23 protein-coding genes are annotated in these 22203 nt (G+C 69.2%); 14 read left to right on the forward strand and 9 right to left on the reverse strand.

Annotated features, from left to right (window positions below; genetic code table 11):
• Positions 1–29: 29 nt before the first annotated feature.
• From G6N61_RS11845 to G6N61_RS11860, 4 genes are all read left to right on the forward strand, one after another.
• Positions 30–926 carry a sulfurtransferase gene (locus G6N61_RS11845; RefSeq protein WP_163918700.1) on the forward strand — a complete coding sequence of 299 codons (897 nt, stop codon included), beginning with the start codon at positions 30–32 and terminating at the stop codon, positions 924–926.
• Positions 923–1339 (forward strand): SufE family protein, encoded by a 417-nt coding sequence (locus G6N61_RS11850; RefSeq protein WP_163918701.1) that lies wholly within the window; start codon positions 923–925, stop codon positions 1337–1339. The genes G6N61_RS11845 and G6N61_RS11850 overlap by 4 nt, the downstream gene beginning before the upstream one ends.
• Positions 1340–1518: 179 nt before the next feature.
• The gene (locus tag G6N61_RS11855) at positions 1519–3324 is read left to right on the forward strand and encodes an acetyl/propionyl/methylcrotonyl-CoA carboxylase subunit alpha (protein ID WP_163918702.1); all 1806 of its coding nucleotides are present in this window, start codon (positions 1519–1521) and stop codon (positions 3322–3324) included.
• A 103-nt stretch (positions 3325–3427) separates the two neighbouring features.
• Complete coding sequence (locus G6N61_RS11860; protein WP_163918703.1) at positions 3428–3760, forward strand: hypothetical protein; 333 nt, start codon at positions 3428–3430, stop codon at positions 3758–3760.
• Here the strand turns inward: G6N61_RS11860 and G6N61_RS11865 are convergent.
• Positions 3757–4296, reverse strand: a complete 540-nt coding sequence (locus tag G6N61_RS11865; RefSeq protein ID WP_163918704.1) for a nucleotidyltransferase family protein — start codon at positions 4294–4296, stop codon at positions 3757–3759. The genes G6N61_RS11860 and G6N61_RS11865 overlap by 4 nt on opposite strands.
• Before the next feature lie 33 nt (positions 4297–4329).
• On the opposite strand from G6N61_RS11865, the gene G6N61_RS11870 reads away from it, so the two are divergent.
• The 4 genes from G6N61_RS11870 to pucL are packed head-to-tail and all read left to right on the forward strand — an operon-like array spanning position 4330 to position 7968.
• On the forward strand, positions 4330–6246 hold the full coding sequence (locus G6N61_RS11870; protein WP_163918705.1) for a PbuX/PucJ/PucK family nucleobase permease: 1917 nt from the start codon (positions 4330–4332) through the stop codon (positions 6244–6246).
• Entirely contained in the window at positions 6247–6750 is a 504-nt protein-coding gene (gene uraD / locus G6N61_RS11875; protein WP_163918706.1) for a 2-oxo-4-hydroxy-4-carboxy-5-ureidoimidazoline decarboxylase, read from the forward strand.
• Positions 6747–7067, forward strand: a complete 321-nt coding sequence (gene uraH / locus G6N61_RS11880) for a hydroxyisourate hydrolase (RefSeq protein ID WP_163918707.1) — start codon at positions 6747–6749, stop codon at positions 7065–7067. Before uraD ends, uraH begins: the two co-directional genes overlap by 4 nt.
• Before the next feature lies 1 nt (position 7068).
• Entirely contained in the window at positions 7069–7968 is a 900-nt protein-coding gene (gene pucL, locus G6N61_RS11885; protein ID WP_163918708.1) for a factor-independent urate hydroxylase, read from the forward strand.
• Positions 7969–7975: 7 nt separating this feature from the next.
• Here pucL and G6N61_RS11890 read toward each other — a convergent pair whose 3' ends face one another.
• Entirely contained in the window at positions 7976–8764 is a 789-nt protein-coding gene (locus tag G6N61_RS11890) for an RNA polymerase sigma factor SigF (RefSeq protein WP_163918709.1), read from the reverse strand.
• Positions 8761–9165 (reverse strand): ATP-binding protein, encoded by a 405-nt coding sequence (locus G6N61_RS11895; RefSeq protein WP_163918710.1) that lies wholly within the window; start codon positions 9163–9165, stop codon positions 8761–8763. The genes G6N61_RS11890 and G6N61_RS11895 overlap by 4 nt, the downstream gene beginning before the upstream one ends.
• A 253-nt stretch (positions 9166–9418) precedes the next feature.
• Here G6N61_RS11895 and mbp1 point away from each other — a divergent pair, with 253 nt between their 5' ends.
• Positions 9419–9655 (forward strand): microaggregate-binding protein 1, encoded by a 237-nt coding sequence (gene mbp1 / locus G6N61_RS11900; RefSeq protein WP_163918711.1) that lies wholly within the window; start codon positions 9419–9421, stop codon positions 9653–9655.
• A 75-nt stretch (positions 9656–9730) separates the two neighbouring features.
• Here mbp1 and G6N61_RS11905 read toward each other — a convergent pair whose 3' ends face one another.
• Positions 9731–10066 carry an ArsR/SmtB family transcription factor gene (locus G6N61_RS11905; protein ID WP_163918712.1) on the reverse strand — a complete coding sequence of 112 codons (336 nt, stop codon included), beginning with the start codon at positions 10064–10066 and terminating at the stop codon, positions 9731–9733.
• Complete coding sequence (locus G6N61_RS11910; RefSeq protein WP_163918713.1) at positions 10063–10491, reverse strand: SRPBCC domain-containing protein; 429 nt, start codon at positions 10489–10491, stop codon at positions 10063–10065. Before G6N61_RS11910 ends, G6N61_RS11905 begins: the two co-directional genes overlap by 4 nt.
• A gap of 125 nt (positions 10492–10616) precedes the next feature.
• On the opposite strand from G6N61_RS11910, the gene G6N61_RS11915 reads away from it, so the two are divergent.
• Genes G6N61_RS11915 through G6N61_RS11925 form a run of 3 tightly spaced genes read left to right on the forward strand, consistent with a single transcriptional unit; the run spans position 10617 to position 14642 of the window.
• Positions 10617–11450: an FAD binding domain-containing protein gene (locus tag G6N61_RS11915; protein WP_163918714.1), complete on the forward strand. Its 834-nt coding sequence runs from the start codon at positions 10617–10619 to the stop codon at positions 11448–11450.
• Positions 11447–14077 (forward strand): molybdopterin-dependent oxidoreductase, encoded by a 2631-nt coding sequence (locus G6N61_RS11920; RefSeq protein WP_163918715.1) that lies wholly within the window; start codon positions 11447–11449, stop codon positions 14075–14077. The genes G6N61_RS11915 and G6N61_RS11920 overlap by 4 nt, the downstream gene beginning before the upstream one ends.
• Positions 14078–14087: 10 nt before the next feature.
• The gene (locus G6N61_RS11925) at positions 14088–14642 is read left to right on the forward strand and encodes a restriction endonuclease (protein ID WP_407666433.1); all 555 of its coding nucleotides are present in this window, start codon (positions 14088–14090) and stop codon (positions 14640–14642) included.
• On the opposite strand, the gene lat is transcribed toward G6N61_RS11925, so the two are convergent.
• On the reverse strand, positions 14630–15973 hold the full coding sequence (gene lat, locus G6N61_RS11930) for an L-lysine 6-transaminase (protein ID WP_163918716.1): 1344 nt from the start codon (positions 15971–15973) through the stop codon (positions 14630–14632). The two genes, G6N61_RS11925 and lat, sit on opposite strands and share 13 nt — an antisense overlap.
• A gap of 49 nt (positions 15974–16022) precedes the next feature.
• Complete coding sequence (locus G6N61_RS11935) at positions 16023–16487, reverse strand: Lrp/AsnC family transcriptional regulator (RefSeq protein ID WP_163918717.1); 465 nt, start codon at positions 16485–16487, stop codon at positions 16023–16025.
• 93 nt (positions 16488–16580) lie between these two features.
• Here G6N61_RS11935 and amaB point away from each other — a divergent pair, with 93 nt between their 5' ends.
• The gene (amaB, locus tag G6N61_RS11940; protein ID WP_163918718.1) at positions 16581–18137 is read left to right on the forward strand and encodes an L-piperidine-6-carboxylate dehydrogenase; all 1557 of its coding nucleotides are present in this window, start codon (positions 16581–16583) and stop codon (positions 18135–18137) included.
• A gap of 130 nt (positions 18138–18267) precedes the next feature.
• The gene (gene htpG, locus G6N61_RS11945; RefSeq protein ID WP_276078427.1) at positions 18268–20112 is read left to right on the forward strand and encodes a molecular chaperone HtpG; all 1845 of its coding nucleotides are present in this window, start codon (positions 18268–18270) and stop codon (positions 20110–20112) included.
• Positions 20113–20121: 9 nt separating this feature from the next.
• Here htpG and G6N61_RS11950 read toward each other — a convergent pair whose 3' ends face one another.
• A complete protein-coding gene (locus G6N61_RS11950; protein ID WP_163918720.1) occupies positions 20122–21279 on the reverse strand; it encodes a CaiB/BaiF CoA transferase family protein in 1158 nt (385 codons plus the stop codon).
• Positions 21276–22202, reverse strand: a complete 927-nt coding sequence (locus G6N61_RS11955; protein ID WP_163918721.1) for an SDR family NAD(P)-dependent oxidoreductase — start codon at positions 22200–22202, stop codon at positions 21276–21278. Before G6N61_RS11955 ends, G6N61_RS11950 begins: the two co-directional genes overlap by 4 nt.
• Position 22203 lies beyond the last annotated feature (1 nt).

Raw genomic sequence — 22203 nt, forward strand, 5'->3', positions numbered from 1 at the left:
CCGCATTTCGAGGTGGGTAGGCTCGCACTGTGCCATTGCCTGCAGACCCGCATCCGTCCCTTGCCGAGTACGCGCACCCGGAGCGCTTGGTCACCGCCGATTGGCTGGCCGGCAACCTCGGCCGCCCGGGCCTGGCCATCGTGGAGTCCGACGAGGACGTCCTCCTCTACGACACCGGCCACATCCCCGGCGCGGTGAAGATCGACTGGCACGTCGACCTCAACGATCCGAACGTCCGCGACTACATCGACGGCGCACAGTTCGCCGACCTGATGAACCGCAAGGGCATCAGCCGCGACGACACCGTCGTCATCTACGGCGACAAGAGCAACTGGTGGGCGGCCTACGCCCTGTGGGTGTTCACGCTCTTCGGCCACCCCGACGTCCGGTTGCTCGACGGCGGCCGCGACATGTGGGTGTCCAACGGCCGCGACACCACCCTCGACGTGCCGTCCAAGCAGACGACCGGCTATCCCGTCGTCGAGCGCGAGGACGCCCCGATCCGCGCCTTCAAGGAGGACGTGCTCGGTGCGCTGGGCACGCAGCCGCTCATCGACGTGCGGTCGCCGCTGGAGTACACCGGCGAGCGCACGCACATGCCGGACTACCCCGAGGAGGGCGCGCTGCGCGGCGGGCACATCCCGACGGCCCGGTCGATCCCGTGGGCCAAGGCCGCCGACGACAGCGGCCGGTTCCGCACGCGCGCCGAACTCGAGGACCTGTACGGCTTCCTCTCCCCCGAGGACGACACGGTGGTCTACTGCCGCATCGGCGAGCGCTCCAGCCACACCTGGTTCGTGTTGACCCACCTGCTCGGACTGCCGAACGTGCGCAACTACGACGGTTCGTGGACCGAGTGGGGCAACGCCGTGCGCGTGCCCGTCGCGGTCGGCGACGAGCCGGGCGAGGCTCCCGGCGCGTCATGACCATGCCCGCCGCCCTGGCGGACGTGGTGTCCGACTTCAACGAGATGCAGGGCCAGGACAAGCTGCAGCTGCTGCTCGAGTTCGCCAACGAACTCCCACCGTTGCCCAGCGATCTCGAGGAAGCGGCGATGGAGCCGGTGCCCGAGTGCCAGTCGCCGCTGTTCCTGCACGTCGATGCGGCCGACCGCGATCGGGTGCGGCTGTACTTCAGTGCTCCCGCCGAGGCGCCGACCACGCGCGGGTTCGCCGCGATCCTGGCCGCGGGCCTCGACGAACTGTCCGCCGACGAGATCCTCGCCGTGCCCGACGACTTCTACTCCGAACTCGGTCTCGGCAAGCTGATCAGCCCGCTGCGCCTGCGGGGGATGTCGGCGATGTTGACGCGCATCAAACGCCGGCTGCGCGACGCCTGAGCGCCGCTGCGGGCGCTCGGATTCCCCAGCGGCAGCACGCGATCACCACGGCCAGGTGGCCAACAGCGGACCTACCCGCCGGTAACCAGCACCGCCTCGCCGGGACGGAAATCGCGCCGCCTAAACTGCCCCAGATAGATTCTTAAAGACGTTTCTTAGACACGCCACCAGGAGGCGCAGTGCCCAGTCACGCCAGCTCGAAGATCTCCAAGGTGCTCGTCGCCAACCGCGGCGAGATCGCCGTCCGGGTCATCCGGGCCGCCAAGGACGCTGGGCTGGCCAGCGTGGCCGTGTACGCCGACCCCGACGCCGACGCGCCACACGTCCGGCTCGCCGACGAGGCCTTCGCCCTCGGCGGCCAGACCTCGGCGGAGTCCTACCTGGTCTTCGAGAAGCTGCTGGACGCCGCCTCGAAGTCCGGCGCGAACGCCATCCACCCCGGCTACGGATTCCTGAGCGAGAACGCCGAGTTCGCCCAGGCCGTGCTCGACGCCGGCCTGATCTGGATCGGGCCGAGCCCGCAGTCCATCCGCGACCTGGGTGACAAGGTCACCGCGCGCCACATCGCGGCGCGCGCCGACGCCCCACTGGTGCCCGGCACGTCCGATCCCGTGAAGGACGCCGACGAGATCCTGGACTTCGCCAAGGAGTACGGCCTCCCGATCGCCATCAAGGCGGCGTTCGGTGGCGGCGGCCGCGGCATGAAGGTCGCCCGCACGCTCGAGGAGATCCCCGAGCTGTTCGACTCGGCCACCCGCGAGGCCGTCGCCGCCTTCGGCCGCGGCGAGTGCTTCGTCGAGCGCTACCTCGACAAGCCGCGCCACGTCGAGGCGCAGGTCATCGCCGACACCCACGGCAACGTCGTCGTCGCGGGCACCCGCGACTGCTCGCTGCAGCGCCGCTTCCAGAAGCTCGTCGAGGAGGCGCCCGCGCCGTTCCTGACCGACGCGCAGCGCAAGGAGATCCACGAGTCGGCCAAGCGCATCTGCAAGGAGGCCGGCTACTACGGCGCGGGCACCGTCGAGTACCTGGTCGGCCAGGACGGCCTGATCTCGTTCCTCGAGGTGAACACCCGCCTGCAGGTGGAACATCCGGTCACCGAGGAGACCGCAGGCATCGACCTGGTGCTGCAGCAGTTCAAGATCGCCAACGGCGAGCCCCTCGACATCACCGAGGACCCGACGCCGCGTGGCCACTCGTTCGAGTTCCGCATCAACGGCGAGGACGCAGGCCGCGGCTTCCTGCCCGCACCGGGCCCCGTCACCAACTTCGTCCCGCCCACCGGCCCCGGCGTGCGCCTGGACTCCGGCGTCGAGACCGGTTCGGTCATCGGCGGCCAGTTCGACTCGATGCTGGCCAAGCTGATCGTCAGCGGCGCCACCCGCGACGAGGCGCTGGCACGGTCACGCCGCGCGCTCGCCGAGTTCACCGTCGAGGGTCTCGCCACGGTCATCCCGTTCCACCGCGCCGTGGTGTCCGATCCCGCGTTCATCGGCAACGGTGAGGGCTTCGACGTCCACACCCGCTGGATCGAGACCGAGTGGGACAACACCGTCGAGCCGTTCACCGGTGGCGAGGCGATCGACGACGAGGACAACCTGCCGCGTCAGAAGGTCGTCGTCGAGATCGGCGGCCGTCGCGTCGAGGTGTCGCTGCCCGGCGATCTGGCACTCGGTGGTGGGGGCACCCCGTCCGCGGGTGGTCCCGGCGTCATCCGCAAGAAGCCCAAGCCGCGCAAGCGTGGCGCAGGCGGCAACAAGGCCGCCTCCGGCGACTCGGTCACCGCACCGATGCAGGGCACCGTGGTCAAGGTCGCCGTCGAGGAAGGCCAGCAGGTCGCCGCGGGTGAGCTGATCGTGGTGCTCGAGGCCATGAAGATGGAGAACCCGGTCACGGCCCACAAGGACGGCACGGTCACCGGACTCGCCGTCGAGCCCGGCGCCGCCGTCACCCAGGGCACCGTGCTCGCCGAGATCAAGGACTAGCGGCCTCGGCACGACCATCCCCGAGACTGCGGGGAGATCGCGATTCTCTCGACTTTCGCGCTCTCCCCGCAGTTTCGGCGTTTCACCAAGGAGGTGAGGACACGTGGATCCCGTCGAGATCAACAACGGCACGTGGTACCTGAGGGCGCTGCGCTACGACGACCTGGTGGACGACCGCCCCGCGCTCGCCGAACTCGGCGAGACCGACCTGGACTACGTGCACGACGCCGAGGACGGCTGGGCGGACGACACCCGCTACACGTGGGCCGTGTGCGAGCCGACCACGGGCGAGATGCTCGCCGAGGTAACGCTCGACCCGAAGACGTCGTTCATGAGCAGCCGGGCGCGCCCCGGTCACGAGGACGCCGCGGCGATGTCCGAGGACACCGTCCGCAGGTACGCCTCCGAGGTGCTCGGCCTGCGGGTCGAGACCTAGGGCTCATCGACATCGAGCCCGGTCGCCACGTCCCCACACTCCACCCGCACCACGTCGTCGCGCGAAGCCAGGAACGGCCGAGCACCCTCGTCGCCCGACAGCGTGCCGAGCAGCGCAGGCCAGAACCGGGACGCGATCACCACGGGGTGCCCGGGCCTGTCCCCGTAGGTGGCCCGCGCCAGGCCGGTCTCCGCCGACCGGGCCAGCACCCGCGCCACCACGTCGGCACCGACGTCGGGCGTGTCGACGGTGTGCAGCACGGCCAGCGCTGCGCCGTCGGCGGCTGACACCCCGGCCCGGACCGACGCGCTGACACCACTCGCCCAGTCGTCGGCGATGACCGCCCGCGCCGGTGCCGGCACGTCCACCACCGCGGCACCGAGCACGACCACGACGTCGTCGCAGCCGCCGTCGGCGAGCGCGGCGACCGCGCGTCCCAACCAATCACCGTGGTGGGCAAGGACTTTCGGCATGCCGTAGCGGGTGCCGGCTCCGGCGGCCAGCACGATGCCCGTGACCAGTTCCCGATTCGACATGCGAATATCGTCCTCCTGCCCGATTCTTGACCGATGACGGCCCAGACTCCGGCCCGCTCGGAGGCCACCGCCCGCAAGCGCGTGCACCCGGTGGACGAGGTGCTGCCCATCCCCCAGCTGGCGACGTACGGCTTCCAACACGTCGTCGCGTTCTACGCCGGCGCGGTGCTGGTGCCGATCCTGATCGCCAGCGCCATCGACCTGCCACCCGCGGATCTGGTCAAGCTGATCACCGCCGACCTGTTCACGTGCGGGATCGCCTCGATCGTCCAGGCGGTCGGGTTCTGGAAAGTCGGCGTGCGGCTCCCGCTGCTCCAAGGCGTGACGTTCGCGGGCGTGTCACCGATCATCGCGATCGGCCTCGCCCACGGTGGCGGCGCACCCAGCCTGCTCTATGTGTACGGCGCCGTCATCGTGGCGGGCGTCTTCACGTTCCTCATCGCGCCGATCTTCATCAAACTGCTGCGCTTCTTTCCGCCCGTGGTCACCGGCACGCTCATCACGATCATTGGGCTGTGTCTCGTGCCCGTCGGTGCGCACGACGCCGTCGTCAACCCGCACACCGGCGAGACCGATCCGACCAACGTGCGGTGGCTGCTCTACGCGCTGGGCACCATCGCGATCATCGTTGCGATCCAACGCATCTTCCGCGGGTTCCTCTCGACCATCGCGGTGCTGCTGGGCCTCGTGATCGGCTGTGCGGTGGCATTCGCGTTGGGCGACATGGACTTCGACGCGGTAGGTCAGGCGTCGGCGTTCGGCTTCACCCCACCCTTCCTGTTCGGCATGCCCAAGTTCGACTTCGTCGCGTGCCTGACGATGATCATCGTGCTGCTCATCACGGCCGTGGAGTCGACCGGCAGCACGTACGCGACCGGTGAGATCGTCGGCAAGCGGATCAAGCCGTCCGACATCGGCAACGTGCTGCGCGCCGACGGCATCGCCACCACCATCGGCGGCATCTTCAACTCCTTCCCGTACACGGCGTTCTCGGAGAACGTCGGCCTGGTCCGGCTGACCGGGGTGAAGAGCCGCTGGGTCGTCGCCGCCGCGGGCGCGATCATGATCGCCCTCGGCTTCCTGCCCAAGGTCGCCGCCATCGTGTCCTCCATCCCACAGCCCGTGCTGGGCGGGGCGGCACTGACCCTGTTCGCCACCGTGGCCGTCGTCGGCATCCAGACGCTGGGCAAGGTCGACTTCACCGACCATCGCAACCTCATCATCGTGACGACCAGCGTCGCCCTGGCACTGTGGGTGACGAGTTATCCCGATGTGGCGCAGGCACTTCCGCCCGGCATCGACCTGCTTTTCGGCAGCGGCATCAGCATCGGCGCGATCAGCGCAATACTGCTCAACGTGGTGTTCTTCCACCTCGGCTCGCGGGGGCCGCGCGTCGCCGGCGGCGGCGCCATCACCCTCGACGAGGTGAACGCCATGACCGAGGAGCGGTTCACCGAGGTGTTCGGCCACGTGGTTCAGGACGTGCCCTGGGCGGTCGAGCGCGCGTACGCCGCCCGCCCGTTCGCCGACACCAGGACCCTGCGCGAGGCTTTTCAGGACGCCGTGCTGACGGGGTCGCCCGAACAACAGACCGAATTGCTGCGAGCGTTCCCCGATCTGGGCGCCGAGGACGAGGTGGGTCACGCCTTGGCCGTCGATCACGCGGCGCTGTCGAACCTGGACGCCGACGACCACGACGACGTGGTGCACCTCGCAGGCGCGTACCGGGAGCACTTCGGCTTCCCGCTCATCATCTGCGCCCGCGAGACCGCCCGCTTCGACCGCGTGCTGCGCAACGGCTGGTCGCGGATCGACAACTCACCGGCCGTGGAGCGGGCGTTCGCGCTCATCGAGGTGGCCAAGATCGCCAACTACCGGTTCGGTGACCTGGTGGCCGACGCCAACCCCATCGCCGCGGCCCGGTTCGGCCGGCTCGACGAATTCCAGTAGATGTCGGGCGTCGACGAGTTCAACCGGATGAGCGAGCGGCAGCGCATGCACGTGCTGTTCGGCGTCTGCTCCTCGACGATCTGGGCCAGGCGCGTGCTCGCCGGCGGCCCCTTTCCGGACGCCGCCGCGCTGCTCGATCGCGCGGACCGGGTGCTGGCGGAGCTTCCGGACGCCGAGATCGACGCGGCGCTCGACGGTCATCCCCGCATCGGGGCACGCGCGGACAATCCCTCGTCAGCCCGCGAGCAGGCCCGCGTCGCCGACGCCGCAGCCGAGGTGAAAACCGCACTGGCAGACAGAAACCGGGAGTACGAGGACCGGTTCGGCTACGTCTATCTGGTGTGCGCCAGCGGGCGGACGGCCGAGGAACTGCTCGCGATCCTGACCGAGCGGCTCGGCAACGATCCAGAGACCGAGCGCCGGGTGATGCGCAACGAGCTGGCCAAGATCAATCGGCTGCGCCTGGAGCGACTGCTTGCCTCCCCTGGCAGGCTGGAGGGATGACGATCTCGACCCACGTCCTCGACGCCGTCGCAGGCACACCAGCCGCGGGTGTCGCCGTCACCCTTCTCGACGCCGACCACACCGTCGTGTCCGGCGGGGCCACCGACGACGACGGCCGCATCGCCCGGGTGGCCGAGACGCTGCCCGCCGGTGTGTACCGGCTCCGGTTCGACACCGGAGCGTACTTCGCGCGTCTCGGTGTGCCCGCGTTCTATCCGGAGGTCACCGTGACGTTCGAGATCGTCGACGCGGCAGCGCATCACCACGTGCCACTGCTGCTGTCGCCGTACGCCTATTCGACCTACCGAGGGAGCTGACGTGTCGGGCATCATCCTGGGCGAGAACCAGTACGGCAAGGCCGAGAACCGCATCGTCAGGATCTACCGCGACACGCCCCGGCACGAGATCCACGACGTCAACGTGTCGACCTGTCTGCGTGGCGACTTCAGCGCCGCCCACCTCGAGGGCGACCAGTCCGACGTGCTGCCCACCGACACGCAGAAGCAGACCGCCTACGCCTACGCGAAGGAGAAGGCTCTGCGGTCGATCGAGGACTACGGCCTGGCACTGGCCCGCCACTTCGTCCACGACGTCGCCCCGGTCACCGCGGCCCGCATCGAGATCGACGAATATGCCTGGGAGCGAGCGGAAGTCAACGGCGCCGGGCACGATCACACCTGGGTGCGCAAGGGCCAGGAGGTGCGCACCGCCGCCGTCACGGTGGACGCCGATGGCGAGTGGGTGGTGGCCGGGTTCAAGGACCTGGTGATCCTCAAGTCGACGGGGTCGGAGTTCGCCGGGTTCCTCACCGACCCCTACACCGTCCTCGAGCCGACGCACGATCGCGTGATGGCGACCTCACTCGTCGCCCAGTGGCGCTTCGACACCACCGAGGTCGCATGGGAGCCCACCTACGTCGACGTCAAGGCCCGGCTGATCGAGCAGTTCGCCGTCGTGCAGTCGCTGGCCCTGCAGCAGACGCTGTTTCACATGGGCAGGGCGGTCCTGGAGCACCATCCCGAGATCGTCGAGATCCGGTTGTCGGCGCCCAACAAGCACCACTTCCCCTACGATCTCGCGCCATTCGGCATCGACAACCACAACGAGGTGTTCCACGCCGACGACCGGCCGTACGGGCTCATTCAGGCGACGGTCACCCGCGACGACGCTCCCCCGGCCGGCCCCGCGTGGGACGTCCAGCGCGGCTGGCTCGGCTGAGCGGCGCCTATTCCAGCTGGTCGCGCAGCTGCGCCAGCGACTTGGCGAGCAGCCGTGACACGTGCATCTGGGAGATGCCGACGCGTTCCGCGATCTGGGTCTGGGTGAGTGACTCGAAGAACCTCAGCACCAGCACCGTGCGTTCGCGTTCGGGCAGCGATGCGAGCAAGGGGCGCAACGCCTCTCGATTCTCGATCCGGTCGAGGTTGCTGTCCATGTCGCCGAGCGTGTCGGCGATCGCCGGCGCCTCCTCGGTGCCGCTGCCGCCGCCGTCGATGGACATGGTGTTGTACGAGCTGCCAGCGATGAGGCCTTCGACCACTTCCTCGCGGTCCATCTCGAGTTCGGCGGCGAGTTCCGTCGGCGTGGGCGCCCGACCGAGGCGCTGCGACATCTCGGCGGTCGCCGCGCCGAGGCGCAGGTGCAGTTCCTTGAGCCGCCGCGGCACCTTCACCGACCAACTGTTGTCGCGGAAGTGCCGCCGGACCTCGCCCATGATGGTCGGCACCGCGAACGATACGAAGTCCGAGCCGGCGTTCACGTCGAATCTGATGACGGCGTTGACCAACCCGACGCGGGCGACCTGAACAAGGTCGTCGCGTGACTCGCCGCGACCGTCGAATCTGCGGGCGATGTGGTCGGCCAGGGGGAGGCAGCGCTCGACGATCCGGTCACGCTGGCGACTGAACGCGGGCGTCCCCTCGTCGAGGTCGGCCAAGGTGCGGAACATGTCGATGACGTCCGCGTACTCCGAGTTCGATCGTGCCGGCGAACCCTGGGAGGACGACGCCGTCACCGAAGAGAACTCACTCGTCTCGTCGACATGGAGATGCCTACGATCTGCCCGTCGCCCGACCCTTGGCCGTCTTGATAGGTCTTGATGTCGTCGGTCAGCGAGCTGAGCACGTGCCAGCTGAAGCTTCCGGGTTCCATGATGTCGGTCGTGGTACACGACGTCGACGCGTCGATGACGACCTCTTCCAGTTCGGAGCGCACGACCACCACCAGCGTGGCGTCGGGAACGGCGGAGCGGATCAGACGGGTGCATGCCTCGTCGACGGCGAGGCGCAGATCGGCGACGGTGTCGGAATCCAGGTCCTCGAAGGTGCCCACCGCCGCAACGAGGGTGCGCAGGAGCGCCAGGTTCTCCAACCTGGCGGCGACCCTGAATTCGACCTTGTCGTCCACTTCTGCCACGCGTCCTCCTGCCGACCTCCCGAGAGACTACCCCCGGCTGATTTTCATCCACTCGCGAACCATCCGTTGCCCCACCGGAGGCAGGACGCGGGGTCGATGTCGTCGACCTGGCGGCCCCCTCGCGGCATGCGCGCAGGACCGGCGAGGCACGCCATGACCCGGCTCAGGTAACCGTTTTTAGGGTCGGCTAAACCCGGGCCCAACCCGCCGGATGTTGCGTTTGGCGAGCGATCTTGACGGGAAGACAGCAGTCATGAGCGATCAGAACAGTGGACCCGCTGAGGGCATCAAGGGCATCGTCGAGGACGTCAAGGGCAAGGCGAAGGAAGCCGTCGGCACCGTCACGGGGCGCGGCGACCTGGTGAACGAGGGCGAGGCCCAGCAGGACAAGGCCGAGGCCCAGCGCGAGGCTGCCAAGAAGGAAGCACAGGCCGACGCCGCGCGCGCCGGCGCCGCCGCTGCAGAGAAGCGCCAGCAAGCCAACCAGTAGTCGATCGACGAGGGGCCCGGCCGGAGTGAATCCGGTCGGGCCCTTCGTCGTGCCGATGCAGGGCTAGCCGTCCAGCTAGTCCAGACGTTCCGCGATGCGCTTGATCGCAGCCAGACGTTGGTCCCACTGGCGCCCGATGGTCTCGAGTTCCGTGGCGAGCGCGCTCAGCCGCGCGCCCAACGCCCGGTATCGCACCTCGCGTCCGGACCTCATCGAGTCGACGAGCCCCGCCTCGGTCAGCACCGCCAGGTGTTTGGCAATCGCCTGCCTACTCACCGGAACCCGGGCCGCGAGCGCGCTCGCGGACAGATCCTCCCGCCCGACCTCGGTCAGGATGCGCCAGCGGGTCTCGTCGGCGAGTGCTGCCAGGACGGCGGGGACCTCACCGACCACCCCGTCGTCGCCGCTCATCGCGACTCGACGAACGCCACCAGTTCGCCGAGTTCGGCCTCCCAGCCACCGACGTTGCCCTCGTGCTGGCCCGCGGGATCGTCGAGCTCCTCGAAGCCGGTCTCCAGCAGCGACAGGCGCGTGCCCGACGCGATCTCGGCCAGGTCGAAGCGGACGACGGTCGAGTTGCCGGGCGCCGGGTCGGCGCCTGCCACGTGGGCCCACCGGTAGATCAGCGTCTTGGGCCGGTCGACGTGCTCGATGGTGACGCGGGATTCCGCGCCGTGCTCGGTCCACCCGAACAGTCCCTTACCACCCGGGCGGGCGTCGAACTCACAGCGGTCGCCGAACCACTCGGCAATGAGGTCCGGTTCGGTGAGTGCGGCCCAGACCCTCTCCACCGGGGCATCGATGTCGATGGACTTGGTGATCTCGAGTGTCGCCATGGCGGTTCTCCTTCGGTCGGTGATGTGCAACTCGATGGTTGCACGATCCTCCCATTTCGTGCAACCCCCGAGTTGCACTATTGGATCGAGGTGCGTGGGACGCCCCCGGTGCCTACCGTCTAGTGATGGACCTCGACAGCGTCGAAGCGGTCATCGCGCCGACGTGCCGCGCCGATGTGTGGCCGCTGCGACCGGGTGACGCGATGCTCGCCGGTGGCACGTGGTTGTTCTCCGAGCCCCAACCGCAGGTGCGCCGACTCGTAGACCTCACCGCGCTGCGCTGGCCACCGATCGAGGCAACCGACGACGGCATCGACCTCGCGGCCACCTGCACGCTGGCCGACGTGTCGGCGCTGTCCACCACGCTCCTGGTCGACCATCCCGACTGGGCCGCGGCTCCGCTGTTTCATCAGTGCTGCACCGCCCTGCTGGCATCGGCCAAGATTTGGCGCACGGCCACCGTCGGCGGCAACCTCTGCCTCGCCTATCCCGCCGGGGCGATGATCTCGCTGCTGGCCGCCCTCGACGGTCAGGTCACCGTGTGGCGGGCCGACGGCACCGACTACCGGCTTCCGGTCACCGACTTCGTGACGGGCGATTCGGCCAACGCGCTGCGACCGGGCGAACTGATCCGTTCCGCGCACCTTCCCGCTCGGGCCCTGCGCGCACGCACGGCCTACCGCAAGCTCGCACCGTCGGCACTCGGACGCTCCGGGATCGTCGTGATCGGACGCCGCGACGCCGCCGTCGACGGCGGACGGGTCGTGCTGTCGGTGACCGCGGCAACCGTGCGGCCCCACGTGTTCGCCTTCGCCCACCCCCCGACGCCCGATGACCTGCGTGCTGCGCACGCCACCATCCCCGCCGAAAGCTGGACGGTCGACGCGCACGGGGACCCGGACTGGCGAGCGGCGATGACGTTGACGCTGGCTGAGCAGGTCCGAGTGGAGCTGACGTGACCGTCACGGTGAACGGCGAAGCGCTGCAGGATGATCCGCGTCCTGGCCAGTGCCTGCGCACCTACCTGCGCGACCACGGCCACTTCGAGGTCAAGAAGGGTTGCGACGCAGGCGACTGCGGTGCCTGCTCGGTGCTCGTCGACGGCGCCGCCGTGCATTCCTGCGTGTTCCCGGCGTTCCGCGCCGCGGGCAGGGCCGTGACCACCGTCGCAGGCCTCGGCACGCCCGACGATCTGCACCCGGTGCAGCGACGGTTCGCCGAGGCCGCCGGCTTCCAATGCGGCTTCTGCACCGCGGGCATGGTCACCACGGCCTCGACCCTGTCCGACACCGACGACCTGGCCCAGCAGCTCAAGGGCAACCTGTGCCGGTGCACCGGCTACCGGGCGATCGCGGACGCGGTCGCCGGACGCAGGAACGTCGAGAAGTCCGAGGGCGCAGCCGATGCCGGACGATCGATCGGCGCACCCGCGGGACTACGGGTGGTCACCGGCACCGAGCAGTACACGATGGACTTCGCGCCCCCGGGACTGCTGCACATGGCCGTGCTGCGCAGCCCCGTGGCCCATGCCCGCATCACGTCGATCGACACCTCTGCAGCGCAACGCATCCCCGGTGTGCGACTGGTACTCACCCACCGCGACAGCCCGCCCGTCGCGTTCTCCACTGCCCGGCACGACGACCGCAACGACGACCCCGACGACACCCTGGTCTTCGACGACACCGTCCGGTTCGCCGGCCAGCGGGTCGCCGCGGTGGTCGCCGAGAGCTTCGCCGTCGCTGCGGCTGCATGCCGCGCCATCGCCGTCGAATACCAGGTGCTGCCAGCCGTATTCGATCCCGACACCGCCCGGTCCCCCGGCGCGCCACTGGTGCACGCAGGCAAGGGTCCCGAGGCGCGGATCCGCGACGTGTCACGCAACGTGGTCGCCGAACTGCACGGCGGCCTCGGCGACGTCGCTGCGGGCATCGCGGCGGCGCGCGCCGCGGGCGGCGCGGTGGTCAGTGGTCGGTGGACCACCCAGCGCGTGCAGCACGCACATCTGGAGACCCATGGTTGCACCGGGTGGCGCGACGAGCATGGCCGCCTGGTGATCCGGACGAGTTCGCAGGTGCCGTTCCTGGTGCGCGACGAACTGTGCCACCTCTTCGGCCTGGAACGCGATGGGGTGCACGTGTTCACCCGCCGGATCGGCGGCGGGTTCGGCGGCAAGCAGGAGATGCTCGTCGAGGACGTCGTCGCGCTGGCCGTGCTGCGACTCGGCGAACCGGTGCGCTACGAGTTCAGCCGGTCCGACGAGTTCGTTGCCGCTCCGTGCCGTCATCCCTTCCGGGTCGACGCGACGGTTGCGGCAGGCAGGGACGGCGTACTCACCGCGCTCGCGGTCGACGTGCTGGTCGACGCCGGCGCCTACGGCAACCACAGCCCCGGCGTGATGTTTCACGGGTGCGGCGAGTCGATGTCGGTGTACCGCTGCCCGAACAAGCGCGTCGACGCAGAGTCGGTGTACACCAACAACATTCCGTCCGGGGCGTTCCGCGGCTACGGGCTCGGGCAGGTGATGTTCGCGGTCGAGTCGGCGCTCGACCAACTCGCCGCCGAACTCGGGATCGACCCGTTCGACCTGCGCAGGCGCAACGTCGTGGTGCCGGGTGACCAGTTCACCGACGCGCACCTGGTCGAGGACGACCTGACCTTCGGTAGCTACGGGCTCGACCAGTGTCTCGACCTCGCGCAGCAGGCGATGCGCACCGGCATTGGCGTCGCGCCGCCCGAGGGTCCGCAGTGGCGGGTCGGCGAGGGCATGGCGGTGGCGATGATCGCCACCATTCCGCCGCGCGGGCACTACGCCGAGGCGTCGATCGAGCTGGATGCCGACGGTGACTACACCCTGTCGGTGGGCACCGCGGAGTTCGGCAACGGCACGTCGACCGTGCACGCCCAGCTGGCCGCCGCCGAGTTCGACGTCCCGGTCGACCGGGTTCGAATCCGGCAGTCCGACACCGACGCAACGGCCTACGACACCGGGGCATTCGGCTCGGCGGGCACGGTGGTCGCCGGGCTGGCTGTGCAGGCGGCGTGCCGCGACCTGCGCGGCCAGTTGTCGGCGACCGGAGCGACGACCGGCGTCGGGCACGGCCGCCACGACGGCACGCCGCGGTCGGTCGCCTTCAACGTCCAGGCGTTCCGGGTGGCCGTCGACGTCGAGACGGGCGTCGTGCGGATCCTGCAGTCGGTACACGCTGCCGACGCCGGGGTGGTGCTCAACCCCGAGCAGTGTCGCGGGCAGGTGGAGGGCGGAGTGGCCCAGGCCATCGGATCGGCCCTGTACGAACAGATGCACGTGGGCGACGACGGAGCCGTCACCACGACCACCCTGCGCAACTACCACATCCCGCAGTTGGCCGACGTTCCCGTGACGGAGGTCTACTTCGCCGACACCGTCGACGCGCTGGGTCCGCTCGGCGCCAAGTCGATGAGCGAATCGCCGTACAACCCAGTGGCGCCCGCGTTGGCCAACGCCATCGCCGACGCGTGTGGCGCGCGGCTGCGCGATCTACCGATGACGCCTGCGCGAGTGTGGCGGGCGCTGCGGACGGCACCGGCTGTCGGCACCCCGCCCTAGAGTTCGGGCCGTGTGGAAGGTCATTTGCGCCGTCGGCGTCCTCGCAGGCGTCGCCGCCTACCTGAGTGGGCTGGACCCCATGTGGAGCGTCGTCGTCGGCGTGCTCAGCCCGGCAGTGCCCGCGTTCCTGGTCGGTGTCGCGCGTGGGGCGCGCACCGAGAGCCCGCGCGAGCATCCGGCCGCCGACAAGGAAGCCATGTCCGGCACCGAGTTCGAGGACTACGTCGCGCGCATCGCCCGCACGTGCGGCGTCCCGGTCATCATGACGCCGCTATCCGGCGACTGGGGTGTCGACCTCATCGTCGGCAAGCGCCCGCACCGCCTGGCGATCCAGTGCAAGCGCCAGTCCCGGCCCGTCGGCACGGGCGCCGTCCAGGAGGTGGTCGCAGGCGCCCCGATGCAGGACTGCTCTCAGACGATGGTCGTGACCAACCACGACTTCACGCCCGCCGCACGGCGTTTGGCGGAGCTACACGGCTGCGTGCTGGTCGGTGGCGCCGACCTCACCAGGCTGGCCTCGACCATCCGTGCGCTGACGGTGCCCCAGGGCGGTCAGCGCATCTGAGCGAGCACGCCACGCACCGCGTCGACGGCGGCGTCGAGGTCGGCACGCGTGACGGTCAGCGCGGGCCGGAACCGCACGCTGTCCTGCCCGCTCGCCAGCATGATGACCCCGGCGTCCCACAGCCGAGCGACCAACGCGTCGCGCTGCGCGGCCGACGGCATGCTGAACGCGCACATGAGGCCGCGCCCCCGAGGCACGAGCACCAGGGTCGGGAACTCGTCGGCGAGTTCGGTGAGCCGGCCCAGAAGGTAATTGCCCGCGTCGGCAGCGTGAGCGAACAGGTCGTCGGCTTCGATGACCTCGAGGATGCGGCGGGCACGCACCATGTCGGTCAGGTTGCCGCCCCACGTCGAGTTGATCCGTGAGCTGACGGCGAAGACGTTGTCGGCGACCTCGTCGACGCGCCCACCCGCCATCACGCCGCACACCTGGGTCTTCTTCCCGAACGCCACGACGTCCGGCCGCACACCCAGCTGCTGGTAGGCCCACGCGGTTCCGGTGATGCCGCAACCGGTTTGGACCTCGTCGAAGATCAGCAGCGCGTCGAACTCGTCGCACAGGTCGCGCATCGCGGCGAAGAACTCCGCCCGGATGTGACGGTCGCCGCCCTCCCCCTGGATCGGCTCGGCGATGAAGCACGCGACGTCGTGCGGGTTGGCCTCGAAGGCGGCGCGGGCCTGTCGAAGCGACTCCGCCTCGAGGTCGGCGATGTCCGCCCCCGGGCTCGGCACAGGGGCGTCGATGCGGGGCCAGTCGAACTTGGGAAACCGGGCGACCTTGTTCGGATCGGTGTTGGTCAACGACAGCGTGTAGCCGCTGCGCCCGTGGAAGGCGCCGCGCAGGTGCAGGACCTTGGTCCCCAGCTGCGGGTCCAGTCCGCGGGACTCGTTGAGCCTGCTCTTCCAGTCGAAGGCGACCTTCAGGGCGTTCTCGACTGCCAGGGCGCCGCCGTCGACGAAGAAGAGGTGCGGCAGCGCGGGGTCGCCGAGCACGCGGGCGAAGGTCTCGACGAAGCGCGCCATGGGGACGCTGTACACGTCGGAGTTGCTCGGCTTGTTCACCGCGGCGGCCGCGAGTTCGGCGCGGAAGTCGGGATCCTCGGCCAGCGCCGGGTGGTTCATGCCGAGCGCCGACGAGGCGAAGAACGTGAACATGTCCAGCATCCGCGCTCCGGTGCGGGCGTCGACGAGATGCGAACCCACCGAGCGCTCGACGTCGAGGACGATGTCGAGTCCGTCGGCGAGAATGCTCCGGCCGAGCACCTCGTGGACCTGGTCGGGTCGCACGACGGGTTCGGTCGAGTGGGGGCGGGCAGGCAGGACGGCGGTCATGCCGCAGATACTAACGCATTATTTACGGCTTACGCCGATCTGACAGGAATCATTCCGGTACGTAGTCACGTCCGTCGTAAAAAGTCTGTAGGATGATCGTGCTTCGGGTGCGGACGTTCGCCGCCGTCCTGATCTGTTGCAACAACCCCTCCAGCGCACGCGCCGACGGGACACGCACCAGCAGGACGTAGCTCTCGTCCCCCGCCACGGAGTGGCACGACTCGATCTCGTGGATGTGTTCGAGCCGGGCCGGCGCGTCATCGGGTTGCGACGGATCGAGGGGGGAGATGGCGACGAACGCCGACAGCATGTTGCCGACGGCCTCGGGACTGATCCTGGCGCGATACCCCGTCACCACGCCGCGCGACTCGAGGCGACGCACCCGCGCCTGCACCGCCGAGACCGACAGCCCGGCGCACGCCGCGAGGTGCGCGAGGGTGGCGCGACCGTCGGCGACGAGTGCCCGGGCCAACTTCCGGTCGATCTCGTCGAGTTCGTCGGGCGCGTCGCTCATGGCCGGAGACTATCGCGGGTACCGACGCCCACGCCGAGCCCCGAGACCCAAACGAACTCCCGACCTGCCGAACCAAGACGAGAAAGCGACATCATGACCACCATGAACACCTCGGAGTCCTCCACCGGCGCCCAGCCGACCGCCGACGACCTGCGCGACCGGGTACGGGCCGCGCTGCAGGCGATCGGCGCCCACGTCGCCCTCGGCGAGCCCGGCGCACCTGGGCTCGCCGCCAGCACGCCGGTCACCGGCGACGTGCTGTTCACGGTCCCCGAGACCACCGTCGAGGACACCGACGAGGCCATCGCCGCGGCGTCCCGCGCGTTCGTCGCGTGGCGCAACACACCCGCCCCGGTGCGTGGTGCACTGGTGGCGCGTCTCGGCGAACTGCTGGTGGAGCACAAGGCCGATCTGGCGACGCTGGTCACCGTGGAGGCCGGAAAGATCACCTCCGAGGCGCTCGGCGAGGTGCAGGAGATGATCGACATCTGCCAGTTCGCCGTCGGGCTGTCGCGTCAGCTGTACGGCAAGACGATCGCCTCCGAACGGCCCGGCCACCGGCTGATGGAGACGTGGCACCCGCTCGGCGTCGTCGGCGTCATCACGGCGTTCAACTTCCCGGTCGCGGTGTGGGCGTGGAACACCGCGGTCGCGCTGGTGTGCGGTGACACCGTGGTGTGGAAGCCGTCGGAACTCACTCCCCTGACCGCCATCGCCTGCCAGGCGCTCATCGAGCGCGCGGCGGACGACGTTGGCGCGCCGCGGGACGTGAGCCGCCTCGTGCAGGGCGCCAGGGAGATCGGCGAACGCCTCGTCGACGACCCGCGCGTCGCGCTGGTGTCGGCCACCGGTTCGGTGCGGATGGGCCAGCAGGTCGGGCCTCGGGTGGCACAGCGATTCGGCAAGGCACTGCTCGAACTGGGCGGCAACAACGCCGCGATCGTGACGCCGTCGGCCGATCTCGATCTCGCGGTGCGCGGCATCGTGTTCTCCGCCGCGGGCACCGCGGGCCAGCGCTGCACCACGATGCGTCGGGTCATCGCACACCGTTCGGTCGTCGACACGGTCATCGAACGCGTCGCCACCGCGTACCGCAGCCTGCCGGTCGGCGACCCTTCGGCGGACGGCACCCTGGTGGGCCCGTTGATCCACGAGCGGTCCTACCGCGACATGGTGGGGGCTCTGGAGCAGGCCCGCGCCGACGGCGGCGAGGTGATCGGCGGCGAGCGGGTCGACCTGGGCGAGGGGTCGTACTACGTGCGGCCCGCAGTGGTGCGCATGCCGTCGCAGACCTCGGTCGTGCACGACGAGACGTTCGCGCCGATCCTCTACGTGATGGCCTACGACGACCTCGACGACGCCATCGATATGAACAACGCCGTACCGCAAGGCCTTTCGTCGGCCATCTTCACCACCGACATGCGCGAGGCCGAACGCTTCATGGCTGCCGACGGGTCCGACTGCGGCATCGCCAACGTCAACATCGGCACCTCGGGGGCGGAGATCGGTGGCGCGTTCGGCGGGGAGAAGCAGACCGGCGGTGGCCGCGAGTCCGGGTCGGATTCCTGGAAGGCCTACATGCGCCGGGCGACCAACACCGTCAACTACTCCTCCGAGCTGCCGCTCGCCCAGGGCGTGACGTTCGGCTGAGCGGCGGCGCGCTCGCCCGCGGTGACCGCGGCTTTCCGCGCCGAAGTCGCGAAGGATTATCATCGGCGCCGTGAGCGAGCAGGTCGAAACACGAGAATTCCAGGCCGAGGCCCGTCAGCTGCTGCAGCTGATGATCCACTCCATCTACTCCAACAAGGACTCGTTCCTGCGGGAGTTGGTCTCGAACGCCTCCGACGCGCTGGACAAGCTCCGTCTCGAGGCGTTCCGCGACAAGGACCTCGACGTCGACACCTCGGATCTGCACATCGAGATCGACATCGACGCGGACGCCCGCACGCTGACCATCCGTGACAACGGCATCGGCATGAGCCGCGACGAGGTGGTCGACCTGATCGGAACCCTCGCCAAGTCCGGCACCGCCGAGCTGCGCCAGAAGTTGGCGGCGCAGCCCGGCGATGCCGAGCAGTTGATCGGCCAGTTCGGCATCGGCTTCTACTCGACCTTCATGGTCGCCGACGCGGTCGAACTCCTGACCCGCAAGGCCGGCGAGACGTCCGGCACGCGTTGGGAATCGAGCGGTGACGGCAGCTACACCATCGCGGCGGTCGACGACGCGCCGCAGGGCACGGCGGTCACGCTGCACCTCAAGCCCGCGGACGCCGACGACGAACTGCACGACTACACCTCGCAGTGGAAGATCCGCGAGTTGATCAAGAAGTACTCGGACTTCATCTCATGGCCGATCCGGATGCAGGTCGAGAAGACGGTTCCCGCCGAGGAGGAAGGTGGCGAGCCGACCCTCAGCGTCGAGACCGAGACCGTCAACTCGCGGACGGCGCTGTGGGCCAAGCCCAAGAGCGAGGTCTCCGCCGAGGAGTACGCGCAGTTCTACAAGCACATCGCGCACGCGTGGGACGAACCGCTCGAAGTCATCGCGATGAAGGCCGAGGGGACGTTCGAATATCAGGCGCTGCTGTTCATCCCGTCGCAGGCGCCGTTCGACCTGTTCAACCGGGACGGACGCGCCGGGGTCCAGCTGTACGTCAAGCGCGTGTTCATCATGGGCGACTGCGACGAGCTGATGCCCGAGTACCTGCGTTTCGTCAAGGGCGTCGTCGACGCACAGGACATGTCGCTCAACGTGTCTCGCGAGATCCTGCAGCAGGACCGCCAGATCAAGGTGATCCGTCGCAGCCTGACCAAGAAGGTGCTCTCGGCGCTCAAGGACCTTCAGGCGAACCGCCCGGACGACTACACGACCTTCTGGACCCAGTTCGGCCGGGTGTTCAAGGAGGGCCTGATCTCCGATGGCGACAACCGCGACGCGCTGCTGCGGCTGTCGTCGTTCGCGTCGACCGCCAGTGAAGAGCAGTCCACCACGCTCGCCGACTACGTCGCCCGAATGAAGGACGGTCAGGAGCAGATCTTCTACGCGACGGGTGAGTCACGGCAACTGCTCGAGCGTTCTCCGCACCTGGAGGCGTTCAAGGCCAAGGGCTACGAGGTGCTGCTGCTGACCGACCCGGTCGACGAGGTCTGGGTGGAGTCGGTGCCGGAGTTCGACGGCCATGCACTGCAGTCCGTCGCGAAGGGCGAGGTCGATCTGGGTGCCGCCGAGGAGAAGGACGCCGAGCAGGGCGACTTCGCCGACCTGCTCGCGTGGTTGAAGGAGACGCTCGACGAGCACGTGCTGGAGGTGCGCCTGTCGACCCGGCTGACGTCGTCGCCGGCCTGCCTGATCACCGACACCTTCGGCATCACCCCGCAGTTGGCGCGCATGTACCGCGCCTCGGGTCAGGAGGTACCGGTCGGCAAGCGCATCCTGGAGCTGAACCCCGACCATCCGCTCGTCACCGGTCTGCGGCAGGCACTTGCCGACTCCGAGACCAAGGACGGACTGGCCGAGACCGCCGAGTTGCTGTACGGCACGGCGCTTCTCGCCGAGGGCGGTGCGCTCGACGATCCAGCCCGGTTCGCCGCGCTGCTGGCCGACCGGCTGGCGCGGACCGTCTAGCCGACCGGCTCAGCGATCCGCGCGGCGGGCATCCAGTTCCGCCAGTATGTCGGCGGTGTCCGCGCCCAATTCGGGCGCGGGCCCGGCGACGCGACCGGGCGTGCGCGAGAACCACGTCGGCACTCCGGGGAAGCGCGTCGGGCCGTGCGGGGTGTCGATCGTCTCGAACATGCCCACCGCGTTCAGGTGCGGGTCGTCGAACAGCTCGTCGGGCGTCTGGATCGGCGCAGCGGGAATCTGCAACTCGCGGAACAGCTCCAACCATTCCGCGGTGGTGCGTTCCAGCAGCGTTTGCGCGATCAGCCCGTACATGCGGTCGATCTGCTTGGCCCGTAGTTCCAGGGTCGCGAACGCCTCGCCGTACTCCTCGATCCATGCGGGTTTGACGTTGTCGACGAAGGCCTTCCAGTGCTTGTCGTTGTAGATCAGCACTGCGACGTGGCCGTCCTTGGTCGGGTACGGCTTGCGGTCGCGGGCCACCGTCCGCGGGTAGATCGCGGGGCCGAGAGGCGGCGTGAACATCCTGCCGTTGGCGTGCTCGACGAGCATGAAGGACGCCATGGTCTCGTACATGCTGACCTCCACCTCCTGCCCCTCGCCCGTCCGCTCGCGGTGGAACAGCGCCATCATGGTGGCGTAGGTGGCCGTGAGGCCGCCGACCTTGTCCGCGACGATCGTCCCGACGTAGGTCGTCTCGCCGGTGAGGAGTTCCTGCACGGCAGAGACCCCGGACTGGGCCTGGATGATGTCGTCGTACGCGGGACGGTCGGCCTCCGGGCCGCGGCGGCTGTAGCCGTAGCAGTTGGTGTAGACGATGGCCGGGTTGATCGCGGCGACGTCGTCGTAGGCGAACCCCAGCTTGGCGATGGCCCTGGCTCGCATGGAGTGGATGAAGACGTCCGCCTCGGCGATGAGACCGCGCAGCGCGGCCTTGCCCTCGTCGGTGACGAGATCGAGTACGACGCTGCGCTTTCCGCGGTTGACGTTGACGAACACGCCGCTCATGCCGGATGCCGGCCCGACCGAGATGTAGCGGGCGTTGTCACCGTCGGGCGGCTCGACCTTGACGACGTCGGCGCCCATGTCGGCCATGATCTGGGTGCAGTAGGGCCCCATCACCACCGCGGTGAGGTCCACGACGCGGATGCCTGCCAGCGGACCGGTCACAGATCGCTCGCTGCCGACGCTCCGAAGCTGTACCGGATGTGGTCGGTGTGCCCGTTCGGTACGGGCGGGAACACCAGCGGCACGGTGTCGTCGCGGATCGCGTCGATGACCTCCGCCACGTCCTCGACCGACCACGACGGGCGGTACACGCCCGGTGTCTCGGCGACGAAGGCGCGCGCCATGCGCCCCGCGATCGCCACGAACAGTTCGCCGGTGACCGTGCAGGACTGGTGGGCGAGCCAGCCCACCATCGGTGCGACGAGGCCGGGCTCCATCGGCGGGTAGGCCGAGGTGTCGAGCCCCTCGGCCATCCTCGTCACGGCGCCGGGGATGATCGCGTTGCACGTCACGCCGTGGGCCGCGCCCTCGAGTGCCACCACGTTCGTCAGCCCGATGATGCCTGCCTTGGCGGCGGCGTAGTTGGCGACGCCGTGATTGCCGTAGAGGCCCCCGATCGACGAGGTCAGCACCACCCTGCCGTAGCCGGCCGTCGTCATGACCGGGAACGCCGGACGCACCACGTGGAAGGCGCCGCGCAGATGCACGTCGAGTACGGCGTCGAAGTCCTCGTAGGACATCTCCGTCAGCGGCGCGCGGCGGACGTTGCCTGCGTTGTGCACCAGCACGTCGATGCGACCGAAGTGCTCGAGCGCGGCGTCGACGATCGCACGCCCGCCCTCAGCGGTCGCCACGGAATCGGTCGACGCGACGGCTTCGCCTCCAGCCGAACGGATCTCGTTGACCACCTGCTGTGCCGGACCGACGTCGGTGCCCTCACCGGTGAGGGTGCCCCCGACGTCGTTCACCACCACCTTGGCGCCCCTGGCAGCGAGCAGCACTGCGTACTCGCGGCCGAGCCCGCGTCCACCACCGGTCACGACGGCGACGCGCCCGTCGAAGTTCAGACTGGAAGGAGATGCCATC

The sequence above is a fragment of the Mycolicibacterium arabiense genome (assembly GCF_010731815.2).
Classification (GTDB): Bacteria; Actinomycetota; Actinomycetes; order Mycobacteriales; family Mycobacteriaceae; genus Mycobacterium; species Mycobacterium arabiense.

What these genes read in the sequence shown, in the direction of transcription:
- G6N61_RS11850 (WP_163918701.1), top strand. Translation starts at nt 923, where the DNA reads ATGACCATGCCCGCCGCCCTGGCGGACGTGGTGTCCGACTTCAACGAG.
- G6N61_RS11865 (WP_163918704.1), bottom strand. Translation starts at nt 4,296, where the DNA reads ATGTCGAATCGGGAACTGGTCACGGGCATCGTGCTGGCCGCCGGAGCC.
- G6N61_RS11870 (WP_163918705.1), top strand. Translation starts at nt 4,330, where the DNA reads ATGACGGCCCAGACTCCGGCCCGCTCGGAGGCCACCGCCCGCAAGCGC.
- uraD (WP_163918706.1), top strand. Translation starts at nt 6,247, where the DNA reads ATGTCGGGCGTCGACGAGTTCAACCGGATGAGCGAGCGGCAGCGCATG.
- uraH (WP_163918707.1), top strand. Translation starts at nt 6,747, where the DNA reads ATGACGATCTCGACCCACGTCCTCGACGCCGTCGCAGGCACACCAGCC.
- mbp1 (WP_163918711.1), top strand. Translation starts at nt 9,419, where the DNA reads ATGAGCGATCAGAACAGTGGACCCGCTGAGGGCATCAAGGGCATCGTC.
- G6N61_RS11905 (WP_163918712.1), bottom strand. Translation starts at nt 10,066, where the DNA reads ATGAGCGGCGACGACGGGGTGGTCGGTGAGGTCCCCGCCGTCCTGGCA.
- G6N61_RS11910 (WP_163918713.1), bottom strand. Translation starts at nt 10,491, where the DNA reads ATGGCGACACTCGAGATCACCAAGTCCATCGACATCGATGCCCCGGTG.
- G6N61_RS11915 (WP_163918714.1), top strand. Translation starts at nt 10,617, where the DNA reads ATGGACCTCGACAGCGTCGAAGCGGTCATCGCGCCGACGTGCCGCGCC.
- lat (WP_163918716.1), bottom strand. Translation starts at nt 15,973, where the DNA reads ATGACCGCCGTCCTGCCTGCCCGCCCCCACTCGACCGAACCCGTCGTG.
- G6N61_RS11935 (WP_163918717.1), bottom strand. Translation starts at nt 16,487, where the DNA reads ATGAGCGACGCGCCCGACGAACTCGACGAGATCGACCGGAAGTTGGCC.
- amaB (WP_163918718.1), top strand. Translation starts at nt 16,581, where the DNA reads ATGACCACCATGAACACCTCGGAGTCCTCCACCGGCGCCCAGCCGACC.
- htpG (WP_276078427.1), top strand. Translation starts at nt 18,268, where the DNA reads ATGATCCACTCCATCTACTCCAACAAGGACTCGTTCCTGCGGGAGTTG.
- G6N61_RS11955 (WP_163918721.1), bottom strand. Translation starts at nt 22,202, where the DNA reads ATGGCATCTCCTTCCAGTCTGAACTTCGACGGGCGCGTCGCCGTCGTG.